At 73.6% G+C, this 17,716-nt stretch carries 18 protein-coding genes and 1 riboswitch; of the genes, 10 read left to right on the top strand and 8 right to left on the bottom strand.

What is annotated here, in order from left to right; genetic code table 11:
• Positions 1-609: 609 nt before the first annotated feature.
• The 5 genes from AAC944_RS30430 (at position 610) to AAC944_RS30450 (ending at position 3,807) form a co-directional block, all read left to right on the top strand.
• Positions 610-1,353 (top strand): GNAT family N-acetyltransferase, encoded by a 744-nt coding sequence (locus AAC944_RS30430; RefSeq protein ID WP_030620521.1) that lies wholly within the window; start codon positions 610-612, stop codon positions 1,351-1,353.
• A gap of 198 nt (positions 1,354-1,551) precedes the next feature.
• Entirely contained in the window at positions 1,552-2,307 is a 756-nt protein-coding gene (locus AAC944_RS30435) for a GNAT family N-acetyltransferase (RefSeq protein WP_030620523.1), read from the top strand.
• Positions 2,304-2,456, top strand: a complete 153-nt coding sequence (locus AAC944_RS30440) for a hypothetical protein (RefSeq protein WP_368396522.1) — start codon at positions 2,304-2,306, stop codon at positions 2,454-2,456. Before AAC944_RS30435 ends, AAC944_RS30440 begins: the two co-directional genes overlap by 4 nt.
• A 6-nt stretch (positions 2,457-2,462) precedes the next feature.
• Positions 2,463-3,101: a lysophospholipid acyltransferase family protein gene (locus AAC944_RS30445; RefSeq protein ID WP_107054214.1), complete on the top strand. Its 639-nt coding sequence runs from the start codon at positions 2,463-2,465 to the stop codon at positions 3,099-3,101.
• Positions 3,094-3,807, top strand: a complete 714-nt coding sequence (locus AAC944_RS30450) for a DedA family protein (RefSeq protein WP_063760000.1) — start codon at positions 3,094-3,096, stop codon at positions 3,805-3,807. Before AAC944_RS30445 ends, AAC944_RS30450 begins: the two co-directional genes overlap by 8 nt.
• A gap of 89 nt (positions 3,808-3,896) precedes the next feature.
• Here AAC944_RS30450 and thiE read toward each other — a convergent pair whose 3' ends face one another.
• Both thiE and thiM read right to left on the bottom strand, forming a co-directional pair.
• Positions 3,897-4,571 (bottom strand): thiamine phosphate synthase, encoded by a 675-nt coding sequence (gene thiE, locus AAC944_RS30455; RefSeq protein WP_030620529.1) that lies wholly within the window; start codon positions 4,569-4,571, stop codon positions 3,897-3,899.
• Positions 4,568-5,404, bottom strand: a complete 837-nt coding sequence (thiM, locus tag AAC944_RS30460) for a hydroxyethylthiazole kinase (protein ID WP_030620533.1) — start codon at positions 5,402-5,404, stop codon at positions 4,568-4,570. Before thiM ends, thiE begins: the two co-directional genes overlap by 4 nt.
• Before the next feature lie 3 nt (positions 5,405-5,407).
• A riboswitch (TPP riboswitch) is annotated at positions 5,408-5,504 on the bottom strand.
• A 62-nt stretch (positions 5,505-5,566) separates the two neighbouring features.
• Here thiM and AAC944_RS30465 point away from each other — a divergent pair.
• The 3 genes from AAC944_RS30465 to AAC944_RS30475 all read left to right on the top strand — a co-directional run bounded on the left by AAC944_RS30465 (position 5,567) and on the right by AAC944_RS30475 (position 10,337).
• Complete coding sequence (locus AAC944_RS30465) at positions 5,567-6,940, top strand: purine-cytosine permease family protein (RefSeq protein WP_030620535.1); 1,374 nt, start codon at positions 5,567-5,569, stop codon at positions 6,938-6,940.
• A gap of 217 nt (positions 6,941-7,157) precedes the next feature.
• On the top strand, positions 7,158-9,416 hold the full coding sequence (locus tag AAC944_RS30470; protein ID WP_030620538.1) for a HelD family protein: 2,259 nt from the start codon (positions 7,158-7,160) through the stop codon (positions 9,414-9,416).
• Between the two features lie 147 nt (positions 9,417-9,563).
• Complete coding sequence (locus AAC944_RS30475; RefSeq protein ID WP_030620541.1) at positions 9,564-10,337, top strand: IclR family transcriptional regulator; 774 nt, start codon at positions 9,564-9,566, stop codon at positions 10,335-10,337.
• 24 nt (positions 10,338-10,361) lie between these two features.
• On the opposite strand, the gene AAC944_RS30480 is transcribed toward AAC944_RS30475, so the two are convergent.
• Together AAC944_RS30480 and AAC944_RS30485 are read right to left on the bottom strand one after the other, a co-directional pair.
• Entirely contained in the window at positions 10,362-10,823 is a 462-nt protein-coding gene (locus AAC944_RS30480; protein WP_030620544.1) for a TraB/GumN family protein, read from the bottom strand.
• Positions 10,824-10,926: 103 nt separating this feature from the next.
• Positions 10,927-11,550 carry a TetR/AcrR family transcriptional regulator gene (locus AAC944_RS30485; RefSeq protein WP_051872146.1) on the bottom strand — a complete coding sequence of 208 codons (624 nt, stop codon included), beginning with the start codon at positions 11,548-11,550 and terminating at the stop codon, positions 10,927-10,929.
• Between the two features lie 156 nt (positions 11,551-11,706).
• Here AAC944_RS30485 and AAC944_RS30490 point away from each other — a divergent pair, with 156 nt between their 5' ends.
• Positions 11,707-12,594, top strand: a complete 888-nt coding sequence (locus AAC944_RS30490; RefSeq protein WP_030620551.1) for an alpha/beta fold hydrolase — start codon at positions 11,707-11,709, stop codon at positions 12,592-12,594.
• 242 nt (positions 12,595-12,836) lie between these two features.
• On the opposite strand, the gene AAC944_RS30495 is transcribed toward AAC944_RS30490, so the two are convergent.
• On the bottom strand, positions 12,837-13,949 hold the full coding sequence (locus tag AAC944_RS30495; protein ID WP_030620555.1) for an alkene reductase: 1,113 nt from the start codon (positions 13,947-13,949) through the stop codon (positions 12,837-12,839).
• A gap of 71 nt (positions 13,950-14,020) precedes the next feature.
• On the opposite strand from AAC944_RS30495, the gene AAC944_RS30500 reads away from it, so the two are divergent.
• Positions 14,021-14,377 carry a MerR family transcriptional regulator gene (locus AAC944_RS30500; protein WP_030620559.1) on the top strand — a complete coding sequence of 119 codons (357 nt, stop codon included), beginning with the start codon at positions 14,021-14,023 and terminating at the stop codon, positions 14,375-14,377.
• Positions 14,378-14,434: 57 nt separating this feature from the next.
• Here AAC944_RS30500 and AAC944_RS30505 read toward each other — a convergent pair whose 3' ends face one another.
• The 3 genes from AAC944_RS30505 to AAC944_RS30515 are packed head-to-tail and all read right to left on the bottom strand — an operon-like array spanning position 14,435 to position 17,617.
• A complete protein-coding gene (locus AAC944_RS30505) occupies positions 14,435-15,286 on the bottom strand; it encodes an SDR family oxidoreductase (protein ID WP_051872147.1) in 852 nt (283 codons plus the stop codon).
• Complete coding sequence (locus AAC944_RS30510) at positions 15,283-16,950, bottom strand: FAD-binding dehydrogenase (RefSeq protein ID WP_030620565.1); 1,668 nt, start codon at positions 16,948-16,950, stop codon at positions 15,283-15,285. Before AAC944_RS30510 ends, AAC944_RS30505 begins: the two co-directional genes overlap by 4 nt.
• On the bottom strand, positions 16,943-17,617 hold the full coding sequence (locus AAC944_RS30515) for a TetR/AcrR family transcriptional regulator (protein ID WP_051872148.1): 675 nt from the start codon (positions 17,615-17,617) through the stop codon (positions 16,943-16,945). The genes AAC944_RS30510 and AAC944_RS30515 overlap by 8 nt, the downstream gene beginning before the upstream one ends.
• Positions 17,618-17,716: the final 99 nt, after the last annotated feature.

The raw sequence follows: 17,716 nt of genomic DNA on the forward strand, positions 1-17,716 counted from the left end.
GGACGGATGACGGCGTTGAGCAGCCGCCCCAGGTGCGGTTCGGCCGTCGGGCGGATCGGGCGGTGCACCTCGATGACGGTGCGGTCGGCGTACCGGCGTACCGCGACCGGGGACGGTCCGGTCCCCTCGGCGGCGGGACCGGCCGGCGCGGTACCTCCCGCCCCGGCCGCCCGGGAGGTCATCGGCACGAGCGGCGGACGGAGCCGGTGGCGGACGGAGGTCCATAACGGGAGCAGGGAAGGAGCGGTCCACGTCATCGCGGTCCCCCTCGGCATCAGAACCTGCTGGGACAAGCAGTCGCGGCCCGCCGCGGTCACCACGCGGGGCACGACGTGGGAGCGAGTCGGATTCTGCCACCCCCGGCGGCCGGCGGGCAGGGCCTGTCGGCCTCTGGACAGGAGCCGGGAGAGCATGTCGGTCCCGGTGCCGGGGCGCGCGCGGCGCCCTGCCGGAAGCCGGGTGCGGGCGGTGGCTTTCGGCCGATGGCGGGTCCCGGCAGCCACTCGTGGCTTTCATGGTCGAGCGGCGCAACAGCAGGCCCGGCGGACGGTCTTCCGCCGGGCGCACCTCGTCGGCGCCGGCCGTCCCCACGAAGGGAGAACTTTTCTCATGCTCTCGGTATCCACCGCTGTCGCGGCCACCGGCTCCTACGTCACGTCGATCGCGGACACGGCCGGAGAGATCAGGGCTGCCCAGCGGCTGCGCTACCAGGTCTTCGGAGAGGAGATGGGGGCGACCCTGCACACCCCGCTCACCGGGCACGACGTCGACGAGTTCGACGCGCCGGCCGACCACTTGATCGTGACGGACACCAGCAGCGGCGAAGTGGTCGGCACGTACCGGCTGCTGCCGCCCGGACGCACCGAACGGTCCTACGCGGAGGACGAGTTCGACCTGCGGGCCCTGCAGGAACTGCGCGGGCGGATGGTGGAGGCGGGCCGCTCCTGCGTGCACCCGGACCACCGGACCGGCGCGGTGATCAACCTGATGTGGGCCGCGCTCGCCCGCTACGTCCTGCTGTCCGGGGCCCGTTACCTGTCCGGGTGCGCGTCGGTGCCGCTCGCCGACGGCGGCCAGGCCGCCTCCAACGCCTGGCTGCTCGGCAACATCAAACACTGCGCCCCGGCCGACCTGCGGGTCCACCCGCGCCGCCCCTGGACACCGCGGGGAGTGAGCGAGAACAAGCCGAGTTACGCCCTGGTGCCGCCGCTGCTCCGTGGCTACCTGCGGCTCGGCGCCTGGATGTGCGGAGCGCCGGCCCACGACCCGGAGTTCGACGTCGCCGACTTCTTCGTACTGCTCGACGTGGACCGGCTCGACGGCCGCTACCGGCGCTATTTCCTCGGGGAGTAAGGGATCTGCCCGGACCCGGCACGGCCGCGCTCCTCCGGCCGGGGGAACCGCCCCCCTGACGAAGGTCAGGGGCGGCCTCCGACCTTCGGGCAGTGTGACGCGGCACCCCCCGCTCCTACCGTCGGTCCGGAACGGTGCGTGGCCGCCGAGGACCGGAACCCACGCCGTGGAAACCCAGCGAACTGGAGATGCGACACCATGCCGACGACACCAGCCGCCCTCACGGGGACCAGCTCCTACGTCACCTCCATCGCGGACTCCGCCGAGCAGGTGCGCGCCGCCCAGCGCCTCCGCCACCTCGTGTTCGGCGAGGAGCTGGGCGCCACCCTGAACCCCGCGCTCGCCGGCCACGACACGGACGCCTTCGACGGCCTCGCCGACCACCTGATCGTCACCGAGTCCACGACCGGCGAAGTGGTCGGCACCTACCGCCTGCTGCCGCCCGGCCGCACCGAACGCTCCTACTCGGACGGCGAGTTCGACCTGAGCGCACTGGCCGGCATCCGCTCCTCGATGATCGAGGCGGGCCGCTCCTGCGTCCATCCCGACCACCGCTCGGGCGCGGTGATCAACCTGATGTGGGCCGCGCTCGCCCGCTACGTCCTGCTGTCCGGCCACCGCTACCTCGCGGGCTGCGCCTCGGTGGCACTGGGCGACGGCGGGCGGACGGCGGCGAGCGCCTGGGCCCTGTGCGCGGCCAAGCACACCCCGCCCGAGGGCATGACCGTCCACCCGCACCGCCCCTGGGAGCCGAGCGCACAGGCGACGGCCGCCGCCGTGCCCGGCCTGGCCCAGGTCCCCCCGCTGTTCCGCGGCTACCTGCGGCTCGGCGCCTGGGTGTGCGGAGCCCCGGCGTACGACCCGGAGTTCGACGTCGCCGACTTCTTCGTCGTGCTGGACATGGAGCAGCTGAACGACCGCTACTACCGCTATTTCCTCGGAGAGTCCCGATGAGCCCGTGGTCCGTCACCTCGCCCTGCACACCCGGCTGCGCCGCACACGCGGTGCCGCACGTACCGCGCGCGGAGCGGGCCCGCCGGTACGCGGCGCTCGCCGCCACGCTGGCCCGCGGCACGGCGGCCGGGCCGCGCCTCGCCGAGTAGCGGGTCATGCGGACCCATGCCCGCGCGGTGCTCCGCGCCCTGGGGCTGCGGCTGGAGACCAGTACGCCGTCCCTGAGCGTGCCGCGCGGCCCCGGCGGCGCCGGCACGCTGATCGTGGCGGACCACATCTCCTGGCTCGACGTCATCGCCCTGCTGGCGGTGGAGCCCTCGACCCCGCTGGCCAAGCGCGAGGTGGCCGAGTGGCCGCTGTTCGGGTCGCTGGCGCGGAAGGCCGGGGCGCAGTTCATCGACCGGGACGGTCTGCGCACCCTGCCGCAGAGCGTCGGCCGGCTCGCCGCCACCCTGCGCAGCGGCCGTTCGGTCATGGTGTTCCCGCAGGGCACCACCTGGTGCACGGAGACCGGCGGCGGCTTCCGGCGGGCGACGTTCCAGGCCGCGATCGACGCCGGGGCGCCGGTCCGCCCGGTGACCATCACCTACGCGCAGCGGGGCGCGCCCAGTACGGTGGCCGCGTTCCTCGGCGAGGAGGACTTCACCACCTGCCTGCACAGAGTGATCAGCGCGAGAGACCTCACGGTGCGGGTCACCGCCCACCCCGCGCTGGAGCCCGCGCAGGACCGGCGGTCGCTGGCCGCCGAGGCCCACGCGGCGATCCGCGGCACCCGGCCGCCGGCCCATGTCTGAGCTGCTCGACCAGCTCGCTCAGCTGGTCAGGGCGCAGCTCGACTCGCCCTGGCTCTGGCTGACCGTGCTGCTGGTGGCCGGCCTGGACGCGCTGCTGCCGTTCATGCCGAGCGAGACGACGGTGGTGACGGTGGCCGTGCTGACCGGCGCCGACCTCCCGCAGCTCGCGCTGCTGGCCGTGGTCGCCACGCTGGGCGCGCTGGGCGGCGACTGCCTCAGCCACGGCATCGGCCGCTGGGCCGGGCCGAAGGCGATCGGCCGGCTGCTGCGCGGCGAGAAGGGGCGGCAACGGTACGAGTGGGGCCGGGCCATGGTGGGCCGGCACGCCACGACGCTGGTGGTCGCGGCCCGCTTCCTGCCCGGCGGGCGGGTGGCGTCCGGACTGTCCACCGGCAGCCTGCGGTTCCCGTTCCGCCGCTTCGTGGTCCTGGACGCGGCAGGCGCCGCGCTGTGGGCCGTCATCAGCACGGCCATCGGGTATCTCGGCGGCGCCGCCTTCGCCGAGGAGCCCGTCAAGGGACTGCTGCTGGCCTTCGCGCTGGCCCTGGTCGTCGTGGCGCTGCTGGAGACCGCCCGCCGGCTGGCCGCCCGGCGGCGGGCCGCCACCCGTCGTACGGCCGTCCTCGCCGTCGGCACCGTCGCCACCGCCGAGGGGGCCCTGCCGGCGGACGACCCGAGGGCGGTGCGGACGGACCGGCAGAGCTGAACGCGTGTCAGGGGCGGGTGCGCGGGGGAGACCCCGCACCCGCCCTCCGGCGGCTCAGTCCGTACCGGCGTACTCGCCGCCCCGGCACTTCAGTCCGTACCGGCCCACGCCGCCGCGTACGCCCGTGCCGCGGCCCGCGGTTCGGCGGCGGCGCAGATCCCCGAGACGACCGCGCCGCCCGCCGCGCCCGCGGCCCGGAGCGGTGCCATGTCCGCCGCGGTCACCCCGCCGATCGCCACCGCCGGGAGCGGGGTGGGCGACGCCAGCCGCCCGAAGCCCTCGATGCCCAGCTCCGGCGGCGCGTCCGCCTTGGTACGCGTGGCGTGCAGCGCGCCGATGCCGACGTAGTCGACCCGGGCCGGCTCCTCGGCCGCGGCCCGCAGCTCCTCCTCCGTCGCGGCGCTCAGCCCGATCACCGCGTCCGGCCCGACGAGCCCGCGGACGGCGGCCACCGGCAGGTCGGACTGGCCGACGTGCACCCCGGTCACCCGCGCCCCGGCCGCACGCGCCGCGAGGTACACGTCCACCCGGTCGTTGACGAACAGCGCGACCCGCTCCGGCAGGACCGCGGCGATCCGCACCACCGTCTCCAGGAAGTCCCGCGCCGCGCCGTCCTTCTCGCGTACCTGGACGGCGGTGACGCCGCCCGCCACGGCCTCGGCGACCGTGCCCGGCACGTCACGCGCGCACGCCGCGGCCTGCGCCGCGTCCGTGACCAGGTACACGGAGAGGTCCGGGCGCACGGCCGCGGCGCTGTCGTTCACGCCCACGAGATCGCCGCCCGCTCGCCGAGCGTCTCCTCGTCCAGGCCGTACAGCGCGTCCAGGAAGGCGGCCGCGAAGCTGCCGGGCCCGGCGCTGCGCTCCGCCGCGATCTCGGCGGCCACGGTGTAGACCGTCACGGCGGCGGCCGCGGCGGCGAGCCGGTCGGCGTGCGCGGCACCCTCCGGCGTGGTCGGCGGCGCGAACGCCGCGAGCACCGCGCCCAGCGCGCAGCCGCCGCCGGTCACCCGCGTCAGCAGCGGGTCCCCGTTGGCGACGCGTACCGTCCGCGCGCCGTCGGTGAGCAGGTCGACGGGGCCGGAGACCGCGACCACGGCACCCGTGGCGCGGGCCAGTTCACCCGCGGCGGCGGCCGCCGACTCGACCTCGTCGGTGGCGTCCACGCCGCGCCCGCCGCCCCCGGTCCCGGCAACCGCGATGATCTCGGAGGCGTTGCCCCGGACGACCGCAGGACCCTGGTCGAGCAGCCGGCGGGCCAGCGCGGTCCGTACGGGCAGCGAGCCGACCGCCACCGGGTCCAGCACCCAGGGCGTGCCCGCCGCGGCCGCCGAGGCGACCGCCTCGGTCATGGCCGCGCGCTGCTCGGCGTGCGGGGTGCCCAGGTTGACCAGCACCCCGGAGGCGGCTCCGGCGAACGGTCCTGCCTCCTCGGGGATGTCCACCATCGCCGGGGCGGCGCCCAGCGAGAGCAGGACGTTCGCCGTGAAGTTGGCGACGACCTGGTTGGTGAGGCACTGGACCAGTGGTGTTTCATGGCGTACGCGGTTGAGGGCCTGCCGGGTGGTGGCGAGCAGGTCGTCGGCCGGACGCGTCATAGGGGCATTCCTCCGTGACATTCCCTTCGCTGGTGCGAACCAGATCAGGTTCTACGGGTGTGATCTCAGCCCTTGAGATGGGGCACCCCGTGTCTCGTGTGCCCCACCATGCTACCCGCACCCCGTTCCCGATCCGGAACCCCGACCCCTGGAAGCCGCACCATGACCATCGAAAGACCCGTCTTCGACGGGCGCATGCCCGCCGGCGCCGGTGACCTGTCCGTCGAACGGCACGGCATCGGCCCCGTACCCGAGAGCAGCCGCTACGGCGGGCCCGGCCGCCTGTTCACCGTGTGGTTCGCGCCCAACCTGACCATGACCGGCGTCTTCACCGGCACCGTGGGCATCGGTCTCGGGCTCGACTTCTGGACGGCGTTCGCCGCGATGGCGCTCGGCACGCTCCTCGGCGCGGTGCCCTCCGCCTGCCTCGGTACGTGGGGAAGTCTCACCGGTACCGGTCAACTGCCTCTTTCCCGGCTCGCGTTCGGCAGCGGCGTCGTCCTGCCCGGCGTCCTGCAGTGGCTCTCCTCCATCGCCTGGGACGCGCTGATCGGACTGTTCGGCGGGGATGCGCTGGCCCGGCTGCTGGGCTGGCCGTTCTGGCTGGGCGCGCTGACCGTCCTGCTCCTCCAGGGCGTCGTCGGCGTCCTCGGGTACGAGGCCATCCACCGCCTCCAGACCGTGATGACCTTCGTGCTGGGCGCGGCCTTCCTCGTCATCGGCGTCAAGCTCCTCGACGGCGTCCCGCTGCCGTCGGCCGCCACCGCGCACGGCGCGGACCGGGCGGGCGCGTTCCTGCTGACCACGACCGTCGCGCTGAGCCTGGCGATCTCCTGGGCGCCGTACGCCTCCGACTTCAGCCGCTACCTGCCGCGCTCGGCGTCCCGGCAGCGGATGTTCTGGTACACGCTGCTCGGCATGGCCGCCGCGTACCTGTGGGTGCAGACGCTCGGCCTGTGGGCCGCCGGACTGTTCACCGACCAGACGGCGGCAGGCGTGCACGAACTCCTCGGCGGCGGGGCACTGGGCGCCTTCGGGCTGCTGGCCATCGCCGCGTCCGCGGTGTGCAGCAACGCCATGAACGACTACAGCGGCTCGCTGGCCCTGCAGACGGCGGGCGTCCGCATCCCCCGTCCGCTCGCCGCTGCCGTCGCGGCCGTGCTCGGCTTCCTGCTCGTGCTGTGGATGCACGCCGCCGACACCACGGCCCGCTTCCAGAACGTGCTGCTCTTCGTCGGCTACTGGATCCCCGGCTTCATCGGCGTCGTCGCGGTCGACTGGTGCGCCCGCGCCAGGGCACGCGGCGGCCGGCCGGTCGACGTGCACGAGGAGTTCGCCCGCCCGCAGCCGTGGTGGCCCGCGGTCCTCGCCTTCGTCGTCGCGTTCGCCGCTGCCGTGCCCTTCATGGACACCTCGCTGTACCTCGGCCCGGTCGCCGAGGCGCTGCACGGCGCTGACCTGGCGTACTTCGTGGCCTTCCTGGTCTCGGTCGCGGTGTACGCCCCCCTTCGGCTGCGGCGCGGAAGCGGCGGCTGAAGCCTTCGCGAGCACCACGAAACCCCGGTCGCATTGGCGGCCGGGGTGGGCTTGCGCGTATATTGGGAGTTTCCGTGCCTGGACAAAATCCGGGCATGGCGAAGCGCTATGCGGTCATCTTAACCATGCGGGAGTCGAATTGTCAATCCAGGTGCCGGGTGGAGAATCGGGCGTGCGGCCGGACCGGGCCGCCGACGAGGAGACCTCCCGTGCGGAAATGCGCCGGGAGCAGGAATTCATCGACATGCTCTACGAGCGCCTCGGGGAACTGCGCGCCGGGGCGGGGGCCGCGGTGGAGGGCGCCCTGGCGGTCGCCGACGCCGGCACGATGCAGGCGCGGCTGGAGCGTGACGTGACCGTCGCCGAGCAGGCCGGGGTGCTCGCCGCCCTCGACGCGGGCGAGCACGGCCTGTGCTTCGGCCGGCTCTCCTTCCGCGACGGCGCGGACCACCACATCGGCCGGATCGGCATCCGGCGCGACGACGCCGAGCGCACGCCGCTGGTCATCGACTGGCGCGCCGACGTCGCCCGCCCCTTCTACCTGGCCACCGGCCACACCCCGATGGGACTCCGCCGCCGGCGGCACATCTCCACCGAAGGCCGGCGCGTCACCGCCCTGCACGACGAGATCATGGACCTCGCCGACACGGTGCGCACCGGCCACGAGGGCACCGACGCCGACACCGTGCTGCTCGCCGCGCTGGACGCGGCCCGCACCGGCCGGATGCACGACATCGTGCAGACCATCCAGGCCGAGCAGGACCGCATCATCCGCGCCCCGCACCGCGGCGTCATGGTCGTCGAGGGCGGCCCCGGCACCGGCAAGACCGTGGTCGCCCTGCACCGCGCCGCTTACCTGCTGTACGCACACCGCGAGCTGCTCGCCCGCCGCGCCGTGCTGATCGTCGGCCCCAACCCGGCATTCCTCGGCTACATCGGAGAGGTGCTGCCCGCGCTCGGCGAGACCGGCGTCCTGCTCGCCTCACCCGGCGAGCTCTTCCCCGGCATCACCGCGACCGGCACGGACACGCCCGAGGCCGCCGCGGTCAAGGGCGGCGCCGCGATGGCCGACGCGCTGGCCGCGTACGTCCGCGACCGCCAGCGGCTCCCCGAGCCCGGCACCGTCATCCCGCACGACGACGGCGACCTCCTCCTCGACCCGGACATCGTCCTGGAAGCCCGCCATCAGGCGCGCGAGACGAAGCTGCCGCACAACCTCGCACGCCCGCACTTCGCGTTCCGCGTCATCGACGCGCTGACCGACCAGCTCGCCGACCGGCTCGGCGCCGACCCGTACGGCGGCCCGAACTTCCTCGGCCCCGACGACATCGCCCAGCTCGGCAAGGCCATCGCCGCCAGCGCCGAGGTGCACGCCGCCATCGCCGACCTGTGGCCCGTCCTCACCCCGCAGGAACTGGTCGCCGACTTCCTCGCCGACCCCGTGCACCTCCCGGAGGCCGACGCGGCCGCGATCCGGCGCGAGGGCGGCGACGGGCCGGTGGAGTGGACCCCCGCCGACATCCCCCTCCTCGACGAGGCCGCCGAGCTGCTCGGCGACGACGATTCGGCGGCACAGGCCGCTGCCGAGGCCGAGCGCCAGGAGCGGATCGAGTACGCGCAGGGCGTGATCGACCTCGCGTACGCCTCGCGCACGCACGAGTTCGAGGGCAAGGACGACGAGGATTCGGAGGTACTGGGTGTCCAGGACCTCCTCGACGCCGAGTTGCTCGCCGACCGGCACGAGGAGGCCGACCACCGCACCGCGGCCGAGCGCGCCGCCGCCGACCGCACCTGGGCCTTCGGCCACATCATCGTCGACGAGGCGCAGGAGCTGTCCGCGATGATGTGGCGGCTGCTGATGCGCCGCTGCCCGACCCGCTCGATGACCCTGGTCGGCGACCCGGCGCAGACCGCGGAGCCGGGCAGCTGCGGCACATGGGAGTCGATCCTCGAGCCGTACGTCGGCGACCGCTGGGAGCACATCCGCCTCGGCGTCAACTACCGTACCCCCGCCGAGATCATGGAGGTCGCGGCGGAGGCCATCCGGTCCGCGTACGCCGGTACCCCGACGGCCGCGGCCTTCGAGCCGCCGCGCTCGGTCCGCTCCACCGGCGTACCGCCCTGGTCCCACCGCACCGACGACCTGCCGCGCGCGGTCGCCGAGGCGGTCGCCCGGGAGACGGCGGCCCACACCGAGGGCCGGCTCGCGGTCATCGCCCAGCGGCACCACCACGAGGCGCTGCTCGCCGCCCTCCCCGCCGCGTCCGCCGGCCCGGTCCCCGACCTGACCAGCCCGGTCGTCCTCCTGGACCCGCGGCAGGCCAAGGGCCTGGAGTTCGACACGGTGCTCGTGGCGGAACCGGCCGAGTTCGGCGTGAGCGACCTCTACGTCGCCCTCACCCGGGCCACCCAGCGGCTGGGCGTGGTGCACACGCAGGCGCTGCCGACGGGCCTGGAGGCACTGGAAGCGCGCTGAGCCCCAGCGTGCTGAGCGCGACGGCCGGCGGCAGTGCTGCCCCGGCCGTCGACAGCCGAACCCTCATCGCCCTACCCTGTGTTCGTCATTCCGGCCACTGACCGGGATGACGAACACATTCGGCTCGGCGGAGGGTGGGTGAACGGCATGGGGCGACTGGTCCCAGCGGTGACCCGGGCACTGGACATACTCGAACTGTTCCTGGAGGCGGACGGCCCGCAGTCGGCCCCCGACGTGGTACGCAAGCTGCAACTGCCGCGCACCACCGTGCACGAACTGCTCACCACCCTGGCGGCCCGCTCCTACCTCGTCCCCGTGCCCGACCAGCCGGGCCGCTACCGCCTCGGCGTCCGCGCGTACCAGCTCGGCAGCCGGTACGCCGAACAGCTCGACCTCGCGGCCGAGGGGCAGCGGGTGGCCCGCGAGGTGGCCGCCACCTGCGACGAGACGGTGCACGTCGCCATCCTGGAGGGCGCCGACGTCATCTACATCGCCAAGGTGGACTCCACGCACGCCGTCCGCATGGTCTCCGCCGCGGGCCGCCGGCTGCCCGCGCACTGCACGGCGGTGGGCAAGATGCTCCTCGCCTCGCTCCCGGAAGCGGAGCTGGACGCCCGCATCGAGGGCCACGAACTGGTCGCCCTCACGCCCGGCAGCATCACCGATCCGGCCGCGCTGCGCACCGAACTCGCCACCATCCGCGAGCGCGGCACCGCCACCGAGCACCGCGAGTCCAACCCCGACGTCTCCTGCGTCGCGGCCCCGGTCCGCGACAGCACCGGCCGCGTCGTCGCCGCCCTCTCCATCTCCGTCCCGATGATCCGCTGGACCGACACCAGCGAGACCGAACTGGCGGAACTGGCCACCAAGGGCGCCCGCGACCTGTCGACGAGCCTGGGGCATCGCGGGGCGTGGCGATGACGCGGCCGCGGGCCTGACGACGCATCAGGCCCGCGCACGGTTCACCGGCCGGTGTTCAGCCGGCCGTACTCCCCGCATGCAGCGCAGAAGGGCTGGGCCGCATGGCCGGCAGGCAGGCACCAGCTGCATCGGCACACGCTGCGCATGTGCGTGGTGCAGCATCAGCACGATCCGCTCGTGCTCGCCGTGACGTTCACGCAGCAGCCGTACGGTCTCCGCCTGGTATCCGTCCCGGGACGAGGGCGGCAGCTCGGGCGGGTCGGCCGCACCGAACTCCAGCAACTCGCGCAGCTGCTCGTCCAGACGCAGCGCGCCCAACGCGTGATGCCGGGCGATCAGGTGCGGGTGCTGCTGCGGGCCGGGACCGGGCGCAAGCGCGTCGAGTCGCAGCGGCAGTCTGGTCAGTGCAGCGGTGGCGGCATCCTGCTGCCCGGTGTTCAGCTCGGCGTACTTGAGGGCGCGAAGCCGTTGTGGCGTCGCGCGCAACGTCCTCACCGACAGGCTGCGCCGCCCGGTCGGCTCGCGCGGTGGTCTCGTCGACGCCGAAACGACCTCCGGGTGCAAGGGCGGCCGAGGCGGCGGACGGCTGTCAGTCCTGGGTGACGCCTTCGGGCGCGGCCCCCGTGCGGGGCCGGGCGAGGGTGTGCGCCACCGTGTCGCACGCGAGCCGGGCGACGGACCGCAGCTCCTCGTCCGGCGTGCCGGCGCGGCTCAGTACGGCCAGTGACTGGTTGACGGCGACGACGAACGTGGCGGCCTCGTCGAGGGCCCTGGTGTCGGCCGACGAGCCCGCCAGTGCCGCCCGTACCCGGTCGCGCTGTGCGTCGAGCAGGCCGCGCACCCGGGCGCCGTTCTCCTCCGGCAGGGTCGCGGACTGGGCGGCGGACTGGGCGATGAGGCACCCCGAGGGGACCGACGGATCGGCGATGCGGGCCAGTGTGACGTCGAAGAACGCCGCCACCGCACGCACCGGATCACCGGGATGCGCGGCGAGCGCTTCCTCGTACCGGGTGCCGTGGACGGTGGCGTACCGGTCCAGGCACTGGCGGAACAGCGCGTCCTTGTTGCCGAAGGTGCCGTAGAGGGAGCCGCGGCCGAGCCCGGTGGCCGTGGCGAGGGTGTCGAGCGAGGCGTCCGCGTACCCGCGCTGCCAGAAGACCCGCATCGCGCGGTCCAGGGCCGCACCCACATCGAACTGCTTCCGGCCCGCCACGCCGCGATCCTCTCTGTCCTGCCGTCCCTCCCCACGACCCTACCCAGCGTCTTCCTGTGGAAGTGGTCGCCAGGTCACCTCGCCCTTCATCTTTGACCGATCGTTCCAACATGGCTAGCGTAACGGCTGACGCCCCTGCTACGGAAAGGCCGCCCGATGATCGACGGCACGCCGCCGGGCCTCCCGGCCGGATTCACCGACACGTTCGCCAGTCGCCATGTCGACCTCGACGAGGTGCGGCTGCACGCCGTCGTCGGAGGCGAGGGTCCTCCGGTACTGCTGCTGGCCGGCTGGCCGCAGAACTGGTACGCCTGGCGGCTGCTGATGCCGCGGCTGGCCGAGGACCACCGGGTCGTCGCGGCCGACCTCCGGGGCGCCGGGCTGTCCGGCAAACCCCTGGACGGGTACGACACGGGCACGCTCGCCGCGGACATGGTGGCGCTGATGGCCGCGCTCGGGCACGAACGGTTCGCCATGGTCGGGCACGACGTCGGGATGTGGACCGGGTACGCGCTGGCCGCCGACCACCCGGACCGGCTCGACCGCCTCGCCGTCGCCGAGGCCGCCGTCCCCGGACTGTCACCCTCGCCGCCCCTGTTGGGCAGCGGTACCGCCAACGACCGCCTCTGGCACTTCGCCTTCAACCGGCTCCCCGCCCTGAACGAGCAACTGGTCAGCGGCCGGGAGCACCTCTTCTTCGGCGAGCAGTTCGCGACGAAGGCGGCCCAGCCGCTGCCCGAGCACGCCGTCCGGTACTACGTCGACGCCCTGGCCGCCGATCCCGAAGCGCTGCGGGCCAGCTTCGCGTACTACCGCGCGCTCGACACGACCATCGCGCAGAACGAGCGCCGCCGGGTCCGGCGGCTCACCCTGCCGGTCCTGGCCATCGGCGGGGCGGACAACCTGGGCGAGTCGGTCGCCACGACGATGCGGCTCGCCGCGGACGACGTACGCGGCGTGGTCATCCCCGCTTGCGGCCACTACCCGGCCGAAGAGGCCCCCGAAGCGATGCTCTCCGCCCTCACGGAGTTCCTGACCCCGTAGGCCGTCGGCCTCGGTGACCGCCCCGAGGAATGCTCCCCTGGCGCCTCGCCCCACTCGGCGCGGTCGGGTCCGTCTGCCGTGCTGCAGCTGCTCGCCAGGGGAGTCCGGCCGACTCCGCCTCCCGCTTTGCCGGATCGCGGACCTTCTTCGGGTCACGCGCCGCCCGCGGTGGCGCAACTGGCCGACTGGGGCCGGCCGTACGACTCCTTCGGGCCGGACACCGCCCCGCACCCCGTCGCCGCCTACGCCGCGCGGGTGGCGAGCTGCGTTGCGCGCTCTTCTTCGAGGGTCGGGTAGTCGGTGTAGCCCTCCGGGCCGTGCGTGTAGAGGTGCTCCGTGTCGATCGGGGTGGCGAGCGGATCGTTCGCCGCGATGCGCGCGGGCAGGTCGGGGTGGGCGAGGAAGGCACGTCCGTAGGAGACCAGGTCGGCGTGGCCCTGGGCGAGTACGTGCTCGCCCTGCTGCTGGGTGGTGGGGGCGTGGTTCTCCCCCACGTTGGCGATGAGAGTGCCGTGCCACCGGGGGCGCAGATCGGCGAGGGCCGGGTAGTCGTCGTTGTCGGTGACGTGGAGGTAGGCCAGGCCCAGCGGGTCCAGCGCGTCGACCAGCGCACGGTAGACGGGGGCCGGGTCGGACTCCGACATGCCGAACTGCGGGTTGCCGGGGGAGAGGCGGAGCCCGAGCCGGTGCGCTCCGACGGCCTCGGCGACCGCGGTGACCAGCTCGACGGCGAATCGGGTCCGGTCGTGCCCGTACGCGTCGTCGCGGCGGTTGGTGTTGTCGGCCAGGAACTGGTGGATCAGGTAGCTGTTGGCGCCGTGCAGCTCCACGCCGTCGAAGCCGGCCCGCAGGGCGTTGCGTGCGGCCGTGACGTGGTCGTCGATCGCGGTGCGGATGTCCTGTGCCGTCATCTCGCGCGGTAGCGGTGCCTCGGCCTTGCCGTCCTTGACGTGCACGGGGCCCGGTACCGGTACGGCGGACGGCCCGGCCGGGACGTCGCCGAGCAGCCGCGCACGCGGGTGTCCCTGTCGTCCGCCGTGCATGAGCTGCGCGAAGATCCGGCCGCCGCGTGCGTGCACGGCATCGGTCACTGCGCGCCAGCCGGTGACGTGGGCCTCGGTCTCCAGGCCCGGGATGCGCCAGCCGCTCTGGCCCCGGCGGTGCGGCCAGATGCCCTCGGTGATGAGGAGGCCGGCTTCCGCGCGCTGTGCGTAGTAGTCCGCGACCACGGGGAGCGGTGTCCCGTCCTCGTGGGCGCGGAACCGGGTCATGGGGGCCATGACGAGCCGGTTGGGGAGGGAGAGGGAGTCGGAGGAGTAAGGGGCGAGGAGGGGAGAAGCAGCTGTGTTCGTCATGCCCGGACCATAGGATCTGACACCGGTGTCAGGTTCAACCCTCGACGTGACGGGATGGGGTGGGGAAACCCATGAAGATCGGCGAACTCTCCCGGCGTACGGGCGTGAGCGTACGCTCCCTGCGCTACTACGAGCAGAAGTGCATGCTGGCCTCCGAGCGCACGGCCGGAGGCCACCGGGAGTACCCGGAGGCGGCCGTCGACCGCGTGGTCCTCATCCAGCAGCTGCTGGCCGCAGGGCTGTCCGGCGACAAGATCGCCGGCATCCTTCCCTGCATGCGCGACCACGACGGGGGACCGGCGGAGACGGCCACTCCGTGGCTGGTCGAGCAGCTGGCGGCGGAGCGCGCCCGGATCGACCGCTCGATCAAGGACCTGCTGTACACACGCGAGGTCCTGGACGAGGTCATCGCGGCGGCCGAGGGCTGAGCAGCGGGCACGGAAGGCCGTGCCCGCTGCTGCGTGCTGCGCGTGCCCGGCGCCGCCTCACCTCAAGCCGTGTTTGCGGGACACCAGGGACTCGGCGGCGCGGCGGGAGATGAGGCGGCGGAGGGTGAAGACCAGGGGGGCGTTGCTGCCGACGGCGTAGAGCGGCTTGGGCTGGGAGGCCTCGATGGCCTTGAGGATCGTGGCCGCCACCGTGGTCGCGCTGACGCCGGACGCCTCGTTGCGGTCCAGGTGCTCGGAGACCGTGCGGAAGGCGTCGGTGTACGGGGAGTCGTCGGCGAGGTAGCGGGTGCGGCGTGCGCTGATGCCGGTGTTGATGGAGCCCGGTTCGACGGTGGTCAGCCAGACGCCGTGCGGGGAGAGTTCGCGGCGCGCGGCCGTCGCGAACGCCTTGACGGCCGCCTTGGAGGCCACGTACGAAGAGCGGAAGGCGAGCGGGAAGCTGGCCAGCATGGAGCCGACCATGACGACCCGGCCGCGGCGCCGGGCCCGCATGCCCGGCAGCAGCAGTTGCGTCAGCCGTACCGCGCCGAAGACGTTGAGCTGGAAGAGGCGTTCCAGCGCGTCCATGGGGAGTTCTTCGAGGGGGGCCAGCTGGCTTTCGCCCGCGTTGTTGACGAGGACGTCCACCGGGCCCGCCGCTGCCGCGCACGCCTCGATGCTCGCCGGGTCGGTGAGGTCGAGGGGGAGGTAGGTCGCGCCGGGCAGGCGGTCGGCCTCGGGGATCTTCTCGGGGCTGCGGCTGGTGGCGAGCACGTGGTAGCCGCGGGCCAGCAGCGCCTGGCAGACGGCCCGGCCGATGCCGGAGGAGGCCCCGGTGACCAGCGCCGTACGCCGGGCCGCTCCGCGTCCCGCCGCGCGCTCCGCCGCGCGCCCCGGCCCGCTCGTCATGCCAGCTCCTTCGCCAGGGCCCGGCCCGCCGCGCGGCCGGAGAAGATGCAGCCGCCGAGGAAGGTGCCCTCCAGCGCGTTGTAGCCGTGCACCCCGCCGCCGCCGAAGCCGGCCACCTCGCCCGCCGCGTACAGCCCGGGGAAGGGTGTGCCGTCGGGGCGTACGACCTGCGCGTCGAGCGTGGTCTCCAGGCCGCCGAGCGTCTTGCGGGTGAGCAGGTTCAGCCGTACGGCGATCAGCGGGCCGTGCGCCGGGTCGAGCAGCCGGTGCGGCTTGGCGACCCGCACGATCTTGTCGGCGAGGTAGGCGCGGGCGTTCCGTACGGCCATCAGCTGCATGTCCTTGGAGTACGCGAGGCCCACTTCGCGGTCGCGGGCCACCACCTCGCGCCGTACCTGGTCGTAGTCCAGCTCCGGGCCGCTGCCCAGCGCGTTCATCCCGGACACCAGGTCGCGGAGGTTGTCGCGGACGACGAAGTCGGCGCCGTGCTCCATGAACGCGGCGACCGGGCCCGTCGGGCCCTTCTTCGTGCGGTTCAGTGTCAGCTTGAGGTCCTTGGCGGTGAAGTCCGGGTTCTGTTCGGAGCCGGAGAGCGCGAACTCCTTCTCGATGATGGACTGCGTCAGGACGAACCAGCTGTGGTCGTGGCCGCCGGCCCGGATGTGGCGGAGCGTGGCGAGGGTGTCGAAGCCGGGGAAGAGCGGCGGGGGGAGCCGCTTGCCGGTGGCGTCCAGCCAGAGGGAGGACGGGCCGGGGATGATGCGGATGGCGTGGTCGGGCCAGATGGGGTCCCAGTTCTTGATGCCCTCGACGTAGTGCCACATACGGTCGCGGTTGACGATGTTGCCGCCCGCGTTCTCGGTGATCTCCAGCATCCGCCCGTCGACGTGCGCGGGCACGCCGCAGATCATCCGCTCCGGCGCCGGGCCCAGCCGGTCCACCGGCCAGTTCTTGCGCACCAGGTCCGCATTGCCGCCGATGCCGCCGGAGGTGACGACGACGGCCTGGGCGCGGAGTTCGAAGGAACCGGCGGGCGTACGGGAGGACTTCACGCCGCGCGCGGCGTTCGACGGCTCCAGCACCGTGCCCCGGACGCCGACCGCCGTGCCGTTCTCCACGATCAGTTCGTCGACCTGGTGGCGGTGCTTGAACGTCACCAGCCCGCGGTGCTCCGCCGCCAGTACCGGTTCGCGGAAGACCCGCACGACCTCGGGCCCGGTGCCCCAGGTGAGGTGGAAGCGCGGTACCGAGTTGCCGTGCCCGGAGGCGAGCCCGGAGCCCCGCTCGGCCCACCCCACGTTCGGCATCAGCCGCAGTCCCAGGTCGTGCAGGTAAGCGCGCTTCTCCCCGGCCGCGAACTGCACGTACGCCTGCGCCCACTGGCGCGGCCAGTGGTCCTCCCGCTCGCGGTCGAACCCGGCCGACCCCAGCCAGTCCTTCAGCGCCAGCTCGTAGGAGTCCTTGATCCCCATCCGGCGCTGCTCGGGGCTGTCCACCAGGAACAGCCCGCCGAGCGACCAGAACGCCTGGCCGCCCAGGTTGGCCGCGCTCTCCTGGTCCACGAGCAGCACCTTGCGCCCGGCCCTGGCCAGCTCGTACGTCGCGACGAGGCCGGCCAGCCCGGCGCCCACGACGATCACATCGGCCTGTTCGCGCTCACTCATGCGGAGCCCCTTCGCTCTGGATGCTGTAGGCGTTCACCACGTGCCGGAACAACTCCTCGCGGCGACGCCGTACGGCCGCGTCGTCCGGCTCCATCAAGCACTGCACCGCGGTGCCGTCGTGTACGGCGACCAGGGCGTGCCCGAGGCCCGTACGGTCGGTGACCCGCCGTCCGGCGCGGGCCAGCGCGGTTTCGACGAGCGGCAGCAGGGTGTCCTGGACGGCCCGCTCACGGGCGGCCATCACCCGGCGCAGGGAAGGATTGCGCAGCGCGTGCGCCGTGAACTCCGCCGTCACGCGATACCACGCGTCGTCGACCGGAATGACCTCCAGCACGGCGCGCAGCGCCTCGTCCGGGGAGACCGACTCCAGCGTGCCGAGCCGGGCCGAGGCGGCCCGCAGATCGGCCAGCATGGCCGTCGAGCGCTGCTCCCACATGGCGAGGAACAGCTCGTCGAGCGAGGTGAAGTTGGAGTAGAAGGCGCCCCGGGTGTACCCGGCCCGCTCGCACACCTGGTCCACCGTGGACCGCCCGAAACCCTCCTCGGCGAAGACCGGGAGCGCGGCGTCGAGCAGCCGCTGCCGGGTCTGCGCCCGGCGCCGGGTGACGCGCTTGGGCCCTGCGGGCCCAGAAGGTCCGGTAGGTGCCGCTGTCCGTGGAGCTGTCATGAGCTGGTCCCGCCGTCGGCCGCCGTTCGATACGCGAATGTATGGGATGCGTTCATGTATCGACAAGGGCCGGGACCGAGGAACGCGAAGGGGCCGGGG

The organism is Streptomyces sclerotialus (assembly GCF_040907265.1).
In the GTDB taxonomy this organism is placed as follows: domain Bacteria; phylum Actinomycetota; class Actinomycetes; order Streptomycetales; family Streptomycetaceae; genus Streptomyces; species Streptomyces sclerotialus.

Excerpts from the sequence above, each read along its gene's own strand:
- AAC944_RS30430 (WP_030620521.1), top strand. The coding sequence starts at position 610 with ATGCTCTCGGTATCCACCGCTGTCGCGGCCACCGGCTCCTACGTCACG.
- AAC944_RS30435 (WP_030620523.1), top strand. The coding sequence starts at position 1,552 with ATGCCGACGACACCAGCCGCCCTCACGGGGACCAGCTCCTACGTCACC.
- AAC944_RS30440 (WP_368396522.1), top strand. The coding sequence starts at position 2,304 with ATGAGCCCGTGGTCCGTCACCTCGCCCTGCACACCCGGCTGCGCCGCA.
- AAC944_RS30445 (WP_107054214.1), top strand. The coding sequence starts at position 2,463 with ATGCGGACCCATGCCCGCGCGGTGCTCCGCGCCCTGGGGCTGCGGCTG.
- AAC944_RS30450 (WP_063760000.1), top strand. The coding sequence starts at position 3,094 with ATGTCTGAGCTGCTCGACCAGCTCGCTCAGCTGGTCAGGGCGCAGCTC.
- thiM (WP_030620533.1), bottom strand. The coding sequence starts at position 5,404 with ATGACGCGTCCGGCCGACGACCTGCTCGCCACCACCCGGCAGGCCCTC.
- AAC944_RS30465 (WP_030620535.1), top strand. The coding sequence starts at position 5,567 with ATGACCATCGAAAGACCCGTCTTCGACGGGCGCATGCCCGCCGGCGCC.
- AAC944_RS30470 (WP_030620538.1), top strand. The coding sequence starts at position 7,158 with ATGCGCCGGGAGCAGGAATTCATCGACATGCTCTACGAGCGCCTCGGG.
- AAC944_RS30475 (WP_030620541.1), top strand. The coding sequence starts at position 9,564 with ATGGGGCGACTGGTCCCAGCGGTGACCCGGGCACTGGACATACTCGAA.
- AAC944_RS30490 (WP_030620551.1), top strand. The coding sequence starts at position 11,707 with ATGATCGACGGCACGCCGCCGGGCCTCCCGGCCGGATTCACCGACACG.
- AAC944_RS30495 (WP_030620555.1), bottom strand. The coding sequence starts at position 13,949 with ATGACGAACACAGCTGCTTCTCCCCTCCTCGCCCCTTACTCCTCCGAC.
- AAC944_RS30500 (WP_030620559.1), top strand. The coding sequence starts at position 14,021 with ATGAAGATCGGCGAACTCTCCCGGCGTACGGGCGTGAGCGTACGCTCC.
- AAC944_RS30505 (WP_051872147.1), bottom strand. The coding sequence starts at position 15,286 with ATGACGAGCGGGCCGGGGCGCGCGGCGGAGCGCGCGGCGGGACGCGGA.
- AAC944_RS30510 (WP_030620565.1), bottom strand. The coding sequence starts at position 16,950 with ATGAGTGAGCGCGAACAGGCCGATGTGATCGTCGTGGGCGCCGGGCTG.
- AAC944_RS30515 (WP_051872148.1), bottom strand. The coding sequence starts at position 17,617 with ATGACAGCTCCACGGACAGCGGCACCTACCGGACCTTCTGGGCCCGCA.